This window comes from Vibrio sp. QJM3NY_35, from assembly GCF_057785915.1.
On the sequence record NZ_CM173507.1, the window covers coordinates 242,568 to 259,792 of the forward strand.

General features: G+C 46.0%; 15 protein-coding genes. 6 read left to right on the forward strand and 9 right to left on the reverse strand.

The annotated features are described in order from the left end of the window. The first annotated feature begins 26 nt into the window (after positions 1 to 26). The gene (gene gpmM / locus AC3CH3_RS01115) at positions 27 to 1,559 is read left to right on the forward strand and encodes a 2,3-bisphosphoglycerate-independent phosphoglycerate mutase (protein WP_488537557.1); all 1,533 of its coding nucleotides are present in this window, start codon (positions 27 to 29) and stop codon (positions 1,557 to 1,559) included. Between the two features lie 77 nt (positions 1,560 to 1,636). Here the strand turns inward: gpmM and AC3CH3_RS01120 are convergent, their stop codons facing one another. Continuing rightward, entirely contained in the window at positions 1,637 to 2,980 is a 1,344-nt protein-coding gene (locus tag AC3CH3_RS01120) for an MATE family efflux transporter (protein WP_488537558.1), read from the reverse strand. A gap of 350 nt (positions 2,981 to 3,330) precedes the next feature. Between AC3CH3_RS01120 and AC3CH3_RS01125 the strand changes: the two genes are divergently transcribed. Then, complete coding sequence (locus tag AC3CH3_RS01125; RefSeq protein ID WP_017061289.1) at positions 3,331 to 3,621, forward strand: co-chaperone GroES; 291 nt, start codon at positions 3,331 to 3,333, stop codon at positions 3,619 to 3,621. A gap of 51 nt (positions 3,622 to 3,672) precedes the next feature. After that, the gene (gene groL / locus AC3CH3_RS01130) at positions 3,673 to 5,319 is read left to right on the forward strand and encodes a chaperonin GroEL (RefSeq protein ID WP_373958822.1); all 1,647 of its coding nucleotides are present in this window, start codon (positions 3,673 to 3,675) and stop codon (positions 5,317 to 5,319) included. 152 nt (positions 5,320 to 5,471) lie between these two features. Here groL and AC3CH3_RS01135 read toward each other — a convergent pair whose 3' ends face one another. Further along, complete coding sequence (locus tag AC3CH3_RS01135) at positions 5,472 to 7,892, reverse strand: hybrid sensor histidine kinase/response regulator (RefSeq protein WP_488537559.1); 2,421 nt, start codon at positions 7,890 to 7,892, stop codon at positions 5,472 to 5,474. A 444-nt stretch (positions 7,893 to 8,336) separates the two neighbouring features. Here AC3CH3_RS01135 and AC3CH3_RS01140 point away from each other — a divergent pair, with 444 nt between their 5' ends. Both AC3CH3_RS01140 and AC3CH3_RS01145 read left to right on the forward strand, forming a co-directional pair. Then, a complete protein-coding gene (locus AC3CH3_RS01140; protein WP_017068001.1) occupies positions 8,337 to 8,894 on the forward strand; it encodes a VC2662 family protein in 558 nt (185 codons plus the stop codon). A gap of 192 nt (positions 8,895 to 9,086) precedes the next feature. Next, complete coding sequence (locus AC3CH3_RS01145) at positions 9,087 to 10,565, forward strand: sensor domain-containing diguanylate cyclase (protein WP_488537560.1); 1,479 nt, start codon at positions 9,087 to 9,089, stop codon at positions 10,563 to 10,565. 86 nt (positions 10,566 to 10,651) lie between these two features. Here the strand turns inward: AC3CH3_RS01145 and AC3CH3_RS01150 are convergent, their stop codons facing one another. From AC3CH3_RS01150 to epmB, 3 genes are all read right to left on the reverse strand, one after another. After that, on the reverse strand, positions 10,652 to 11,140 hold the full coding sequence (locus AC3CH3_RS01150; RefSeq protein WP_076657050.1) for an MgtC/SapB family protein: 489 nt from the start codon (positions 11,138 to 11,140) through the stop codon (positions 10,652 to 10,654). 105 nt (positions 11,141 to 11,245) lie between these two features. Next, positions 11,246 to 11,788, reverse strand: coding sequence for a prepilin-type N-terminal cleavage/methylation domain-containing protein (locus AC3CH3_RS01155; RefSeq protein WP_488537561.1), 543 nt, complete (start codon positions 11,786 to 11,788; stop codon positions 11,246 to 11,248). Between the two features lie 13 nt (positions 11,789 to 11,801). Next, the gene (gene epmB, locus AC3CH3_RS01160; RefSeq protein ID WP_488537562.1) at positions 11,802 to 12,824 is read right to left on the reverse strand and encodes an EF-P beta-lysylation protein EpmB; all 1,023 of its coding nucleotides are present in this window, start codon (positions 12,822 to 12,824) and stop codon (positions 11,802 to 11,804) included. 33 nt (positions 12,825 to 12,857) lie between these two features. Between epmB and efp the strand changes: the two genes are divergently transcribed. Further along, positions 12,858 to 13,424 (forward strand): elongation factor P, encoded by a 567-nt coding sequence (efp, locus tag AC3CH3_RS01165; RefSeq protein ID WP_017067165.1) that lies wholly within the window; start codon positions 12,858 to 12,860, stop codon positions 13,422 to 13,424. A 256-nt stretch (positions 13,425 to 13,680) separates the two neighbouring features. Here efp and frdD read toward each other — a convergent pair whose 3' ends face one another. The 4 genes from frdD to frdA are packed head-to-tail and all read right to left on the reverse strand — an operon-like array spanning position 13,681 to position 17,052. Further along, positions 13,681 to 14,067 (reverse strand): fumarate reductase subunit FrdD, encoded by a 387-nt coding sequence (gene frdD, locus AC3CH3_RS01170; protein ID WP_017067166.1) that lies wholly within the window; start codon positions 14,065 to 14,067, stop codon positions 13,681 to 13,683. Between the two features lie 12 nt (positions 14,068 to 14,079). Further along, positions 14,080 to 14,463, reverse strand: coding sequence for a fumarate reductase subunit FrdC (frdC, locus tag AC3CH3_RS01175; protein WP_123322497.1), 384 nt, complete (start codon positions 14,461 to 14,463; stop codon positions 14,080 to 14,082). A gap of 1 nt (position 14,464) precedes the next feature. Next, a complete protein-coding gene (locus AC3CH3_RS01180; RefSeq protein ID WP_009847917.1) occupies positions 14,465 to 15,229 on the reverse strand; it encodes a succinate dehydrogenase/fumarate reductase iron-sulfur subunit in 765 nt (254 codons plus the stop codon). Continuing rightward, entirely contained in the window at positions 15,229 to 17,052 is a 1,824-nt protein-coding gene (gene frdA, locus AC3CH3_RS01185; RefSeq protein WP_488537563.1) for a fumarate reductase (quinol) flavoprotein subunit, read from the reverse strand. Before frdA ends, AC3CH3_RS01180 begins: the two co-directional genes overlap by 1 nt. Positions 17,053 to 17,225: the final 173 nt, after the last annotated feature.

Below are 17,225 nucleotides of genomic sequence, written 5' to 3' on the forward strand. Positions count from 1 at the left end.
ATTTTGAATTGAACGAGGTCAGTCCTATGTCAGCTAAGAAGCCAATGGCTCTAGTGATCCTTGACGGTTACGGTTACCGTGAAGACAACCAAGACAACGCTATCGCGAACGCTAAAACACCAGTATTAGACGGTCTTATTGCTAACCAACCTAACACGCTAATCTCGGCTTCTGGCTTAGATGTAGGCCTACCTGATGGCCAAATGGGTAACTCTGAAGTGGGTCACACCAACATCGGTGCGGGTCGCGTGGTATACCAAGATCTTACTCGTATTACTAAATCAATTTCAGACGGCGAATTCGGCCAAACTGAAACGCTAGTGAATGCTATCGATAAAGCGGTGAAAGCAGACAAAGCGGTTCACATCATGGGCCTTATGTCTCCAGGTGGCGTTCACTCTCATGAAGATCACATCTACGCAGCGGTTGAAATGGCAGCAGAGCGTGGCGCAGAGAAAATCTACCTGCACGCATTCCTAGACGGCCGTGATACGCCGCCACGTAGCGCAGAAAACACATTGGCACGCTTCCAAGAACTGTTCGCTAAGCTAGGCAAAGGCCGTGTGGCTTCGCTTATTGGTCGTTACTACGCAATGGACCGTGATAACAACTGGGATCGCGTTCAAGAGTCTTACGACCTGCTGACTCAAGCAAAAGCAGAGTTCACATTCGACACAGCAGTAGCTGGCCTAGAAGCGGCTTACGCTCGTGATGAAAACGATGAGTTCGTGAAAGCGACTGAAATCAAAGCTGAAGGTGAAGAGTCTGCCGCTATCGTTGATGGCGATGCAGTTATCTTCATGAACTACCGTGCTGACCGTGCTCGTGAAATCACGCGTGCATTCGTGCCTGATTTCGACGGTTTTGAGCGTAGTGTTTTCCCAGCGATCGATTTTGTGATGTTGACTCAATACGCAGCAGACATCCCACTGCTATGTGCGTTCCCACCGGCTTCTCTAGAGAACACTTACGGTGAGTGGCTATCGAAAGAAGGCAAAACGCAGCTACGTATCTCTGAAACAGAGAAATACGCGCATGTGACGTTCTTCTTCAACGGCGGTATCGAAGACGAGTTTGAAGGCGAAGAGCGTCAGCTTGTTGCTTCTCCAAAGGTAGCAACGTACGACCTACAGCCAGAAATGAGCGCGCCAGAGCTGACTGAAAAGTTAGTTGCAGCGATCAAAGGCGGCAAATACGACGCTATTGTTTGTAACTTCCCTAACTGTGACATGGTTGGCCATACGGGCGTTTACGATGCAGCAGTTAAAGCCGTAGAGTCGCTAGATGAATGTCTTGGCAAAGTAGTTGACGCAATCAAAGAAGCCGATGGCCAACTGCTTATCACAGCAGACCACGGTAACGCGGAAATGATGGTAAACCCAGAAACGGGCGGCATCCACACAGCGCACACTAACCTACCAGTGCCACTTATCTACGTGGGTAGCAAAGACGTTGAGTTCAAAGAAGGCGGTAAGCTGTCTGACCTAGCACCAACGATGCTTTCTCTATCTGGTATCGCAATCCCGGCTGAGATGTCAGGCGATGTGATCGTTAAGTAATGGTTTTGCTCAGCGGTTCACGTTGAGCTTTAACGATTTTGAAAGCCCGCACTTCAAAGTGCGGGCTTTTTTATAGATTACTCGAATCCCGCATCTGCTTTAGTTCTAACACGAAGTGCAAAGCAATACCCTGAAATACCACCGACAATGTTCCCCAAGGCTAAGCCTATAAACAGCCCTTCGACACCATCAATTTGGCTGCCTATCCAAGCGAATGGCAAGGTAAAGACAAACAAACGCATGAAGCTCCATTGAAAGGCTTTCAGTGGTTGGTGCATGGCATTCATTCCACTGATCAGCATCATCACAATGCCTTGGAATCCATAGCTAAAGGGAACGACTAACAGGTAATGCCACAATATGCCTCGGACGGATTCTTCTTGAGAAAACAGGGCGGCTAAAGGAATGCTCAACGGCACCATCATTAAGAAAATCAAACCTTGGAACATCACAGCAAAACGCATACTGAGAAAAAGTGCCTTAAAGCTGCGTTGAGGGTTGTTTGCGCCAAAGTTCTGCGCCATGAAAGGCGTAAGCGCCGAAGTAAGAGACATCAACACAATGATAAGAATGGACTCGATACGTTGTGCTGCGCCATACGCCGCCACGGCTTCAGTCCCTTGTTTGGCCAGCATCATCATGATGATAGCGCCGGCAAGTGGGTTCAGAGCGTTAGACAAAGCCGCTGGGGTGCCTATTTTCAGGATCTGTCGCCAGTCACTGACGATGTTTGTTAGCTTAGGAGGCGCAAGCAGTTTTTCTCGCACCATTAATACGTAGAGTGAGCCACACAAAGCGCCAAACCAACTGAAACCACTGGCAATCGCAGCGCCTTGAATCCCCAGTTCAGGGAAAGGCCCATACCCGAAGATAAGTAGCGGATCTAAAACGCCATTGATAAGCCCAGCCAGTAGCATGATCTTGGCGGGCGTTTTTGTATCACCGGTCGCTCGAATCGCGCTGTTGCCTGCCATGGGAATGACCAACAACGGGATCGCGAGATACCACACCGACATGTATTCCGATATCAGCGGCAACAACTCTTGCTTTGCCCCTAACAGGGTAAACAGTGGTTCTAAGGCGATAATACCTAGCGTAGACGCGCAGCCGACCAGAAGCAGAGCCAGCAATAAGCCATGACAGGTAAAGCGTGCTGCATTTTGTGCGCTGCCTTGGCCAAGCAATCGACCGATACATGTCGATAAGCCAATCCCAATCCCCATGGTGATGCAGTTGATAGCAAAGGTGACTGGAAAGGTAAAACTCACCGCGGCTAAGGCTTGGGTGCCAAGCAATGAGATGAAGAAAGTATCGACGAGGTTAAACATCAAGATCGCCACCATACCGAATATGGTCGGTATGGTCATGGTACGCAATGTACTCTCAATTGGGGCTGTTAATAGCCCGTGTTTATCTTGCATGCAAAACGCCGATAGAAACCAAAAGCGTAGGATAAACAGATGCGGGCGGGAAGGGAAGAAACGAGTTTTAAAAGCAGATACGAGATGCGGGTAAACGAGTATCGAAGAGCTAAAAGCGGAGAAAAGATACGCAGCCTTCTTTTGTTTTATCCCTGACAGTTACACAGGATTACTCGCAGGGGCGTTTTTGCTTTTCGTATCTCGCATCCCGTTTACTCGTATCTGCTCTTTGGATCACAATTTTTCCCTTTCACCCCTTGGGATCTTTCACATTGCCCCAACATACTGATTAACCCATGCCAATCGTGGCAACTATCATATTAAATGGAAATTATCAGGAGATACGACCGATGAATATCCGTCCTCTACACGACCGAGTTATCGTTGAGCGCCAAGAAGTTGAATCTAAATCTGCTGGTGGCATCGTTCTAACTGGTTCTGCCGCTGAAAAATCAACTCGCGGTACAATTCTAGCTGTTGGCAAAGGCCGCATTTTAGAAAACGGTTCAGTACAACCATTGGACGTTAAAGTTGGCGACACTGTTATCTTTGCTGAAGGCTACGGCACTAAGTCTGAAAAAATCGACGGCAAAGAAGTTCTGATCATGTCTGAAAACGACATCATGGCGATCGTTGAGTAATCCGACCCATAAACCTGAACTGACTGAATAAAGAATTTAAAGGAAATAAAGATGGCTGCTAAAGACGTTAAATTTGGTAACGACGCACGTATTAAAATGCTAGAAGGTGTAAACGTTCTGGCTGACGCGGTAAAAGTAACGCTCGGTCCTAAAGGTCGTAACGTTGTTCTAGACAAATCATTTGGCGCACCAACGATCACTAAAGATGGTGTTTCTGTTGCACGTGAAATCGAACTTGAAGATAAGTTCCAAAACATGGGCGCTCAAATGGTTAAAGAAGTGGCTTCGCAAGCGAATGACGCAGCGGGCGACGGTACAACTACAGCAACCGTTCTTGCTCAAGCTATCATCACTGAGGGCCTAAAAGCTGTAGCAGCAGGCATGAACCCAATGGATCTTAAGCGCGGCATCGACAAAGCAGTTATCGCAGCGGTTGAAGAGCTAAAAGGCCTTTCTGTTCCATGTGCAGATACAAAAGCTATCGCACAAGTAGGTACTATCTCTGCAAACTCTGACGCGACAGTAGGTAACATCATTGCTGAAGCGATGGAAAAAGTAGGCCGTGATGGTGTAATCACCGTTGAAGAAGGTCAGGCTCTACAAGACGAGCTAGACGTAGTTGAAGGTATGCAGTTCGACCGCGGTTACCTATCTCCTTACTTCATCAACAACCAAGAAGCGGGTTCTGTTGATCTAGAAAGCCCATTCATCCTTCTAATCGACAAGAAAGTGTCAAACATCCGTGAACTTCTTCCGACTCTAGAAGCAGTTGCTAAGGCATCTCGTCCACTTCTAATCATCGCTGAAGATGTAGAAGGCGAAGCGCTAGCAACTCTCGTTGTGAACAACATGCGCGGTATCGTGAAAGTGGCGGCTGTTAAAGCACCTGGTTTCGGTGACCGTCGCAAAGCTATGCTTCAAGACATCGCTATCCTAACGGGCGGTACGGTTATCTCTGAAGAGATCGGTCTAGATCTTGAGAAAGTAACGCTAGAAGACCTAGGTCAAGCTAAGCGCGTAACCATCACTAAAGAAAACTCAACCATCATCGATGGTGCGGGTGAAGAGACAATGATCCAAGGTCGTGTTTCTCAAATCCGTCAACAAATCGAAGATGCAACGTCTGACTACGACAAAGAGAAACTTCAAGAGCGCGTAGCTAAGCTAGCTGGCGGTGTTGCAGTAATCAAAGTTGGCGCTGCGACTGAAGTTGAAATGAAAGAGAAGAAAGACCGCGTAGAAGATGCACTTCACGCAACCCGCGCTGCCGTTGAAGAGGGTGTGGTTGCTGGTGGCGGTGTTGCACTTATCCGCGCTGCGTCTAAAGTTGCTAACCTTGAAGGCGACAACGAAGAGCAAAACGTCGGTATCCGTGTTGCACTACGTGCAATGGAAGCGCCTATCCGTCAAATCACGAAGAACGCAGGCGATGAAGAGTCTGTTGTTGCTAATAACGTTCGTGCTGGCGAAGGTAACTACGGTTACAACGCGGCGACTGGCGAATACGGCGACATGATTGCAATGGGTATCCTAGATCCAACTAAGGTAACTCGTTCTGCATTACAATTCGCAGCATCAGTTGCTGGTCTTATGATCACAACAGAAGCGATGGTGACAGACAAGCCTCAAGACTCAGCTCCTGCAATGCCTGATATGGGCGGCATGGGCGGTATGGGTGGCATGGGCGGCATGATGTAATCATCCCCCTTTCTCGTAACAGAGAGAGCCATACATAAGCTTTAGAAAACGGAGACCTCGGTCTCCGTTTTTTTGTTCTTAAAGTCTTATTTATTCGCATCCCGTATCTGTATTTCAGCTTCACCATCACTCTTTTTTCCAAAGCTCCTTGGTCAGCCTGCCTTGTGCGTAAACTGTTGTTCATCAATTTTTTGCAGCATCATGTCACGCTTAAATGGCTTTGGAAGATAATCGTTCATTCCACACTCGAAGCAATGTTTAATATCATCATCGAGCACGGATGCCGTTAAAGCGAGGATATATGTTGCCTGAAGTTGCAGGTTTTCTTCATAGCGCCTGATTCGCTCTGTTGCCTCAAAGCCATCTACATTCGGCATCATGCAGTCCATCAAGATAAGGCCGATGTCTTGATGATGCTCTTTATATAAATCAATCGCTTCTTGTCCATCATTGGCAACCCAATATTCAATTCCTAACTTATCTAAATTGATACATACCACCTTCTGGTTTACGCGGTTATCTTCAACTACGAGGACTTTTTGACGTACAGTCGCTTCTATCGGCTCTGGTTGATGTTGAGGGGGGGGTGGCTGTGACCTTTCAAGCACGGAGTTCAACATGCTACTTAAGCGGGAACCGAGCATAGGAAGAGTCACATAGCCTGAGATAAAATGACACTCACTCATAGGATCACTAAGATTATCTTTCACTATGATGATTTTCACCTCTGGTGCTAAGCGATGCAGTGTTTTGGCTTGGTTAATATCTTCCATCAAAGCGATCTCTGGGAGGTCAGTTGCCACCAAGTTTGTTTCGATTGATTTTAGTTGTGGTGAGTAACCAAGGCGGAACAAGTCATCGAGTAAAAGTTTTGATGGCGCATCTGAATAATAGACAACGGTTTGTTTACGATTTTTATGTTCAGAATGATCTGATGGCACTACGGCTAATTGGAAATGAAAGCAACTGCCCACGTCTTTCTCTGACTCAACGTTTATCGAGCCTCCCATCATTTCCACCATACGTGACGAAATACTAAGCCCTAATCCGGTCCCCGCAATATTGGAGGTGATGTTGGTGTCTTCTTGGCAAAACGCTTTGAAAATGTGCTCTTGTTGGTCTGCTGCGATACCAATACCCGTATCTCGAACAGAAAACTCGACCACACACTCTGTTTCCAATGATGGAAGCCGTTTAGCGGTGAATACGATAGAGCCTTGTTCTGTAAATTTGATCGCATTTGAGGCTAAATTCATCAACACTTGGCGAATCTTATTCCCATCAACATGAATGTACTCTGGGAGCTCGCCATCAATTTCAACTTCCAGCTTAATCTGCTTTTGATAAGCTTTAGAAGAAATCAGAGTCACGCTATCAAACAGCAGCTCTCTTAAGTCTGTCGTATGTGGATTAATTTCCAGTTTACCCGATTCAATTTTGGACAGATCGAGAACATCGTTGATCAACATAAGTAAGGTTTGAGAAGAGGTATAGATAGTCCCAAGGCAGTCTTTCTGTTCTGCGGATAGTTTGGTTTCTGCCAGTATTTCTGACATACCAATCACGCCATTAAGCGGTGTCCGTATCTCATGAGACATATTGGCAAGAAAGGCACTTTTTGCACGGTTTGCTTGTCGTGCTTTCTCTTGTGAAACAATCAATTGAGTTTCAAGTTGACTGGCACGCCACACAACATAAAGCAGCACCAGTAACGTCACCCCTCCTAATGCGGCTGTCGATAAGTAGCTGTACAACTTTATCTGCGTCAGGCTCTCTGCGATCTGCTTGGGTGTTTCGGTGAAAAGTAAGTTGAGCTCATCTTCAACATGATAAATACTGCTGGTGAGTTCTCCTTTGAGGCCGCTATCAGAGCTGTACCCGACACTCTTTAACCCTCGCTGCAATCGCCAAAAGTGGCGTTTAAAATTATTAAACGAAGCTAATGCACTGATCGTTCGGGAATTCTGTTCTATTTCATCTTGGATTTTGAACAATGAATCGACAATCTTATCTAATGTTGTCTGATCAAAATCGGTAAAGAACTGATACATGAGATCTTGTGTTTCTAAAGTCAATTCTTCAAGCTGCACATTATTGGATTCATGTACGAAGCGCTCAAGTGTCAACGCTGCATTTTTTAGTTTCTCAATGAGCCCAATTTGGTCCCTCTTGCCATGTATGCTGACTAACTCAAGGGCTAATAATGTAAAGGCGGTGTGGTACTCGTTGAGATACTCGACAACTTTGGCATAATTAAAAGAAATATTGAGGTCGCTTCGTACGATTTTCCCATCGATCTCAGCCAGCTTTTCGATCAGCTGACTTCGCTTTATATTGAGTTGTTCTTGAATCTCTGGTTGCCTTGTGGAAACAAACTGCTGCTCTTGTCGTCTGACAGAGAGCATAACGCCATAAGCTTCAGAAAGGCTGAGCTGGAGATTAATCATGTCCTGCTCTTTGTTCTTCAGAACATGGCTAACATAGATATAAAGGCCTAAAAATAACACGATAGCCAAAAAACCACGCGAAATAATCGCTTTAATGGTCTGTTTATTCGTAGGTTCCTTAACCATGATACTCCCACTATTTCATATTGTTCTATTCCTATATTAAAATTTAGTTTATTTTCAGAATTTAACGAACATTAGTTTTTGAATACCTGAGGTCTGTTGAGCTTTTATCAATAAATTTTTTAGGATGACATCGCTTTAGATGCGGCAATAAGTGTGTGGGCTATAAGCTTGTGAAACATGCTGATTTTCTCGCCTAGATTTTTGTTTGGAATAATAAGCGTTAGAGCGGAGGTTTCGGTCTCTGTTTTTTTCTCTTCTTCTCTCGTTACTCGCATCCCGTATCTGATCTTCGGCTTTTCCATTGCTCTTTATGATTTAGCGGCTTATATTCAACAGTACAGTTATGACATTGATTTAACATGGATAGCTGTTTAATAAAGGACAATAAATGCTTGATTAAAAATGGATTAATCAAGTGAACAATAAGTCAGTGGAGACTCCCCAATGAAAAAACTACTTTCAGTACTTGCTGTGTCTGCAGCAGTAATGGCACCGGCAGCGTTTGCTTCTTCGCCTGTTATGTTTTCAACGATTAACGGCTTCAACGCACCGGATTCAGATGCGGTTGGCGGTGTGCGCTTGGCTCTGCTTCACGGACAAGTAAACGACCTTAAAGGTGTCGATCTTGCCGTTGTTGGTATGTCTGAGACGCAAACGACCACAGGTGTGAACCTTGGTATTTTTGGTGCATCAAAAGTGAACCAAGAAATGACCGGTGCATCTCTAGGTTTCTTCAACTGGAATACGGGTAAAACAACCGGTGTTAACCTTGGTGCAGTGAACATTACTAATGATGTGAAAGGCGCAAACGTGAGTTTCGTCAACTACTCAGAAGGTAACACTATGGTTGATGTTGGTGCAGCGAACCTTTCAGAAGTGTCTACGGTTCAGGTTGGTATCTTCAACAAAACCAACAAAATCGAAGGCGTACAAGTTGGTCTGATCAACTGTGCTGACAACGGTTTCTTCCCGTGCTTCCCGATTGTAAACTTTGCTAAGTAAGTCTTAGTGTTACTATAGTGATTCATAACGCCTAAGTGCATCTGACTTAGGCGTTATTGCAACTCAGCATTTTCTTATAGATTTCCAAACGCCCCTCCAAAATGGATAAGCATATTGTTTTATATTTTCTATTGCAGTATTTTTACTTATAAGTACAATATGCGATAAATTCCCAATGATGATTTATATGCTTTGATTAACCACCATACCGTCGATTTTAAAAAGGCTTTCTTAGGCCTGACCGCCAGTTTTTTAGTAGTTTTGAGCTTGTTGCTCGTTGATTCAGCGGAAGAATCAGATAAACAGTATGGAATGGAAAACCAAGGCGTGACACGCTCTTTAGCGGAGCTCACACAGATCATAAATGCGCTTGAGTACAACATCACTGCGCTTTATCCACTGCATGGGGATACCTACGTATTCTCGCATGACAAAAAGATCGAGGGTGAGACGTGTTACTTCACCAGTGAGGAGCAACATGCCCCTCGTTTTGATTTTATGTTCTCTGGCCCTCGTGATATGTGCAACCCGAAATCGGACCTTTATACCGAAGCGGGTAAGTGCCTGTTCATCGCGCCGACCATGGCTTATTTTGCCAATACCATCGATACCATTTCTGCGATTTACTTCATTTCAAAAGAGAAATTCATTATCTCTTCGCCTTCTGATTTTGCCAGTTACATCAAGGGCGACACCTTTGATTCGGTTGTGAATAGCAGGCCTTATTGGGTGAATACGATTCGCTTTGGCTTAGCTCAAGGGCAAGACCAAGTGGTGTATACCGGCCAATATGATGACTACCTGACAGGTCAGAAAGTGGTGACCTTAACCAAAGGAATCTACGTTAATGGTGAGTTTAAAGGGGTGTTGGGTGTCGATGGCTATGTCTCTAACCTAGTATCAAATCCTACCCATGGCTACAAAGTCACCAGTACGCGAGGCGCAAACAAATATGGGTTTATGGACTTTACTTATTCCAAACCTCTGTATGTTGATGACATTGACACCCAGTTATATCTGAGTATTGAAGAAGATAAGAGCGAGCACTTTCTGCATATCTTGGAAATGGAGAAGATTCAGCTTTCGATACTGTTGGTTTTGTATCTGCTCTCGGTTTTATGGCTATGGCGCTTTTATACAAGACAAGAGCACCAGCGTTTAAATGAGCTAGCAATGCGCGACCCATTAACGGGCTTGCTGAACCGACGTGGTTTTGAGGCTCGATTACTGGCGCAGGATGAGGAGCCGATTATTGGTGTTGGCGTGTTTGATATTGATGATTTCAAAGTCGTTAATGATCAGCATGGCCATAAAGTGGGGGACGAGGTGATTTGCCATGTTGCTCGGTTGATGCTGAACAGCGTTAGGCAGCAAGATATTGTGGCGCGGTTTGGTGGCGAAGAGTTTGTTGTCGCGATTACGGGTGAATCGTCGGAGTTACTTTCATCGATCTTTGAGCGAATTCAAAACGACATTAGCCTACAGAGTTATCGATGCCCTACGGGTGACAAGATTCGTATCTCAGTGTCTGGTGGCGCGACGCTTTACTCTTTGTATAAGTTCGACAGCGTAGGGCACTTGTGGGAAAACCAGAGTATTCGTTCGTCTGATGAGCAGCTCTATAAGGCAAAGGCTGCGGGTAAGAATCAGGTGTGTATTCAGGTGTATTAAGTTCTCCCAAAATAATGCGAAGCCTAGTCGTTTGACTAGGCTTCTTTGTATCATTGGCATTACCACTAAGGCTATCAAGTGCTGCGCTATTTCTTCACGCGCCCTTTTCTCATCCACTTTTGGTGAACGCCACGACGCAGGCTTTGGAAGCTGTTTTCCACCTTATCGACACCAAGCAGAATCACTAGTGCCAACAGCGTGATAATCACGGACTGTGAAAGGTGACCAAGGGCGATCATCATACCTAATGCAGCGAGTACCCAGATAATCGCGGCTGAAGTGACACCATGAATCTTACCATCCAGAGTCATCATTACCCCAGCACCAAGGAAACCTACCCCAGTAATGATCTGACCAAGAACACGAGCTTGATCGAGCGTATTAGGTGAAAGGCTAATCGCCATGGTAAGGAAGAAATAGGTACCGCTTATAATCAGAATCGATGTCCTGATCCCTACCGGTTTACCGCGTGTTTGTCGTTCAATACCGATCAACGAACCACACAGCATGCATACTGCAAGGCCTGCCCAGCTAAAGGGGGCAAGGTTGAGAGTTTGTTCTATAAATTGTGTCATATCACCCCTCCTAAAAATTTAGAATAGAGCCGAGTATGCTAATAATAGACCGGACGATCGAACAAAAACTTTTTGTCTTAACGATTGATGAAGGTGACTTGCAGTCTAGCAACCGTCTGTTGTTAAGGTGAAGACTGGTGTCGTGGTCTCTGTCGCTTCTTGGTACTCAAGATAACAGTTATCTGCCTGATTTTTTCGGCTCGAAGGCGCATAAAGAATAATGCCATCGTTCGCGTCAGTGTTGGTAAAGAACCAGTCAGCTCTGCCCGTATCCCAAACCGCATCCAAGAACGTGGATTCGATAAGCATTGACCAAGTTTGATCGTTCATCGCTGCAGGGTAACCGTAAGCGACCAATATATCGTCACCCTCAACGTTAATCGATGCGCTGACAGCCTTATCCAAGCCTAGTGCTGATGTCTTACCATAAAGCATAGCACTTGCACCCTCCATTCCGCCTTTAAGGCCGTTTAATGTCGAGATGCGCGCATCAGTTTGCAGGTTGAGGAACTTAGAAGCTGCGGTGACCGACACAATACCTAGAATCACGATCACCACGACCAGCTCGATGATGGTGAAGCCTCTTGAGCTGAACTTAAGCCCTGGTTGAGTGATTGCTGGTGGAGCTACTGAGGTATTGTGTTTCATTGATACAACTTCTCTATTCAATGTGTAGGTCGAGTGGTGTTTTGCTGCTGCGCCCGCCAATCTCACGGGTTAACTTAGGTACTAGGTAGCCAGAAACCTCAGAGATTAACCCCTTAAAGTGATGCTTCGCTTCTTCATCTGAAATATAGAAATGAGCGGCGCCCTGAACCTTATCAAGTACATGCATATAGTAAGGTAAAACACCGGCGTCGAATAGCTTTTCGCTTAATTCTTTCAATGAGTTAGCGCTGTTATTTACACCTTTAAGCATCACACCTTGGTTGAGCAGAGTTGCACCACTTAACTTAAGCTTGTGGAAGGCTTGTTTGAGCTCTGCATGGATCTCATTGGCGTGATTGATATGGCTAACCATGACAACATTGAGACGAGTGTTAGCTAATACTTGGCAGAGTTCGTCGGTCACACGTGCTGGAATCACGACAGGTAAGCGGCTATGGATACGAACCGTTTTTACATGCGGAATCTGCTCGATGGCATTGATCAGCCATTCGAGTTCGCTGTCCTTTGCCATCAGAGGATCGCCACCGGATAAGATGACCTCGTTGATCTCCGGGTGCTGAGCCATATAGTCGAGGCTGGTTTGCCAAACCGATTTTGAGCCCTTGTTATCTTGATAAGGGAAGTGACGACGGAAGCAGTAGCGGCAGTTAATCGCGCAACCGCCTTTTACAATCATCAATGCACGATTCTTATATTTGTGCAGCAAGCCTGGTATTGCGTTCTCTTGCTCTTCCAGTGGATCAGCGGAATAGCCTTGGTGTACCTCAAACTCTTCGCTTAACGGTAAAACCTGTCGTAGTAATGGATCGTGTGGGTTGCCTTTTTCCATTCGTTCGACAAAGCTAAGAGGTACCCGAAGTGCAAATAACTCACGAGCAGCGAAGCCTGCTTGCCACGGTGTTGGGTCTATTTCCAATGCCTCAAGCAGTTTTGTCGGGTCAGAGATCGCATTCGATAGTTGTTTGAGCCAGTTTTGCTCAACAGATTCGACTTTTCGGGTTATGATATGCGGCATTGAAATTAACTCAAAGATGTGGAAGAGAAAATCATGGCGTCAGTAAGCACCAATGAATTCAAAGGCGGTTTAAAATTCATGATGGATAACGAGCCTTGCTCAATTATCGAAAATGAATACGTTAAGCCAGGTAAAGGCCAAGCGTTTAACCGTGTTAAACTTCGTAAACTGCTGTCAGGCAAAGTGTTAGAGAAAACATTTAAGTCAGGCGATACAGTAGAACTAGCGGACGTTGTAGACGTTGAACTAGGCTACCTATACAGCGATGGCGAATTCTACCACTTCATGAACAACGAAACATTCGAACAAATCGCTGCTGATGCAAAAGCAGTAGGCGAGACTTCTAAATGGTTAGTTGAAAACGACGTATGTACTCTAACGTTGTGGAATGATAACCCTATCACAGTAACTCCACCAAACTTTGTTGAGATCGCAGTAACAGAAACCGATCCTGGCCTGAAAGGCGACACACAAGGTACTGGCGGTAAGCCTGCAACTCTAGCAACTGGCGCGGTAGTTCGCGTACCTCTATTCATCGCAATCGGTGAAGTTGTTAAGGTTGATACTCGTACTGGCGAATACGTTGGTCGTGTGAAGTAATTTACTTCAAGTATCTGAAAAAGGTCGCTTAGGCGGCCTTTTTTTGTACCTCAAGATCGGGGAAGAGCGGAAGGAGCAGATGCGAGTAAGTGGGATACGAAAAGCAGGAAGATCAGAGCCGAGTCAGAGAGATAAGATATTCAACAAACAACAAACAACAAACAACAAAAAAGCAGAGCTGGATAACCTAGCTCTGCTTTCGTTTTTCTGCTTTTAAGCTCTTCGACACTCGATTACTCGAATCCCGTATCTGCTTTTAGATCATAAAGATGAAAATAACAGACAATGCGCTGATTAGACCTGCAACGAAGTAGCAGCCCACTTTACCCGCAACGCCGACGTGGAACTTAAGGTCGTGCATGCCGTGGTGAAGACGGTGCATTGCGTGCCACATTGGCAGTGCTAGCGTACCGATGATGAATAGCGCACCGATGATGCTGGTGGCAAATTCAGACACACGTTCGTAGCTCATTGCGTCCGCATCGATGATGCCCATCGGCACTAAGATACCCAGCACTAAGATTGTGATTGGTGTGATCATCGCGAACCAAGTACCGCCAGCACCAAATAGGCCCCACCAGATTGGCTCATCAGAGCGTTGAGGGTTGTGGTTAACAGGCTTAACTTTGTAGTTTGTGTTCATAACGAAAGCTCCTTACACCACAACAAGAACGATTAAAGAAATAAAAGCCACCGCTGCCCACTGAGTCAGTACGATGATTCTTTTATCAACCAATTTACCTTTCAGGCGAATTGGCATTACTTGAGGCATCATGCTGAAGAAGGTCTGAGCGTGCAGTAAGCTGCCTAGCAGTGCCACGATGTTGATACCAACGACGATAGGGTTAGCCATAAAGCTCAACCAACCTTCCCACGCTTCAGGGCCTTTCACTAGTGCACCCAAACCGAAGGTTAGGAACAGAGTGAATAGAATCAAAGGCAGTACAGTCGCTTCACGTAGCATGTAGAAGCGGTAGAACGGATGGTTGCTCCACCACGTTCTCTTCATCTCACGAACATAAGGCTTACGATTGCTCATATTATGCCTCCTCTGCTGTTTTTACTTGCGATCCGTCTGGCTTGAACATCGAGATAACGAAGTCCATTGAAGACTCAACTTTACCTTGGTTTACTGCAGCCGCTGGGTCTACTTTCTTCGGACATACGTCAGAACAGTAACCTACAAACGTACAGCCCCAAGCGCCATTGTCGCCATTGATAAGCTTCATACGTTCAGCTTTACCATTGTCACGGCTATCTAGGTTGTAGCGGTGAGCAAGAGCAAGTGCCGCAGGGCCGATGAACTCAGGGTTTAGACCAAACTGAGGACATGCTGCGTAACACAAACCACAGTTGATGCAGCCAGCGAACTGTTTGTATTTCGCCATTTGCTCTGGAGTTTGGATGTTCGTGCCGTCTTCTGGCTTACGGTCGTTACCAATGATGTAAGGCTTGATTGCTTCAAGGCGTTCGATGAACGGTGTCATGTCGACAATCAAATCTTTTTCGATTGGGAAGTTAGCCAAAGGCTCAATCTTGAAGCCATTCGGGTAGTCACGTAAGAAGCTTTTACATGCCAGTTTTGGCACGCCATCAACCATGATGCCGCAAGAACCACAAATCGCCATACGACAAGACCAACGGTAAGACAGGTCTTTATCTAGGTTATCTTTGATGTAACCAATCGCATCAAGTACCGACATGGTTTCATCAAATGGTACTTCAAAGGTTTGAAAGTGAGGTTCTGCATCGTGCTCAGGGTCATAACGCAGGATTTCAATTTTTTGGATTCGATTCGCTGACATTATGCTTGCTCCTCTTCGCTCTTCTTCGCATTCTCTTCTGCTGCTTTTTCAGCGGCAGCGGCTTTCTCTGCAGCTTCACCGTACAGACGAGCTTTAGGTTGAGATTTAGTAATCTTAACGCCGCTGTAGTTGATAGTTGGTGCTGCATCTTCGTTGTAGAACGATAGAGAGTGTTTCAGGAAGTTCACGTCGTCACGTTCTGTGCAGTTGTCGTCTAGACGTTGGTGTGCACCGCGAGACTCTTTACGAAGGATCGCTGAGTGAACCATCGCTTCTGCAACTTCAAGGCCGTAACCCACTTCGATAGCGTAAAGTAGGTCCGTGTTGAACACTTTGCCTTTGTCTTTAATGCTGATCTTCTTGTAGCGAGCTTTCAGTTCAGTGATTTTGTCGATGGTCTTTTGCATCAAGTCTTCTTGACGGTAGATACCACAACCCGCTTCCATGGTGTGACCCATTTCAGTACGGATGTCAGCCCAGTTCTCGTCGCCTTCTTGAGCTAAGATGCCTGCGATGCGATCTTCAACCGCTTTCACTTGCTTAGCGATAGACTCTTCGTTCCAGCCTTTGAATTCAGCAGCGCGTTTCACCGCTTCTTCACCAGCAACGCGGCCAAATACTACGAACTCAGCCAGTGAGTTAGAACCTAGGCGGTTTGCACCGTGTAGGCCAACTGAAGCACATTCACCAACGGCGAATAGGCCTTTAATGCGAGTTTCACAGGTACCGTTGGTCTCAATACCACCCATGGTGTAGTGAACGGTTGGACGAATTGGGATTGGCTCTTTTGCTGGGTCGACGTTTACGTACGCTTTTGCAAGCTCACAGATAAACGGAAGACGCTCTTGCAGGTACTCTTCACCAAGGTGGCGAAGGTCAAGGTGTACGACATCACCAAGTGGGTGCTTGATGGTGTTGCCTTTCTGCTGCTCGTGCCAGAATGCTTGAGAAACTTTGTCACGTGGACCCAGTTCCATGTATTTGTTTTTCGGCTCGCCCACTGGAGTTTCAGGGCCCATGCCGTAATCTTGTAGGTAACGGTAGCCGTTCTTGTTAACGATGATACCGCCTTCACCACGACAACCTTCGGTCATCAAGATGCCAGTGCCCGGTAGGCCTGTTGGGTGGTATTGAACGAACTCCATATCACGTAGTGGTACACCGTGGCGATAAGCCATTGCCATACCGTCGCCCGTTACGATGCCGCCGTTGGTATTACAGTGGTAAACACGACCTGCGCCACCGGTTGCTAGAACAACAGATTTTGCTTTGATGGTAACAAGCTCACCTTCAGACATGTGAATCGCGATTAGGCCTTGTACTTCGCCATCTTCAACGAGCAAATCCACCACAAAGTACTCATCAAATCGTTTGATTGTGTCGTACTTCATCGAAGTCTGGAACAGAGTATGAAGCATGTGGAAGCCGGTTTTATCCGCTGCGAACCACGTTCTCTCTACCTTCATACCGCCGAATCGGCGTACGTTTACTTCACCGTTTTCTTTACGACTCCATGGGCAGCCCCATTGTTCCATTTGGATCATTTCGCGAGTCGAGTTTTCAACAAAGTATTCAACAACATCCTGTTCACATAGCCAGTCGCCACCGCCAACAGTATCGTTGAAGTGGTTATCTAGGCTATCTTCGTCTTTAATTACCGCTGCTGAACCGCCTTCTGCCGCTACCGTGTGCGAACGCATTGGGTAAACTTTAGAAATCAGTGCTACTTCCAGTTCAGGATTAGCTTCAGCCGCAGCAATAGCTGTACGAAGACCAGCGCCGCCTGCGCCGATGACTGCGATATCTGTGGTAATTGTCTTCACAGTTATTCTCCAGTGTGATGCGGAGTATTCCGCTTGTAATTATAAAAAGCCTATTTAGGAGGTTCTAAATCGTAGGAACCATTTAGCGCCCCTAAGCCTTAAGTGGTAGGTTCAGTGTAAGAGAGGAAGGTATTCGAAAAGTTGATGCATTTGGGTTTTTAGGTCGGTAATGC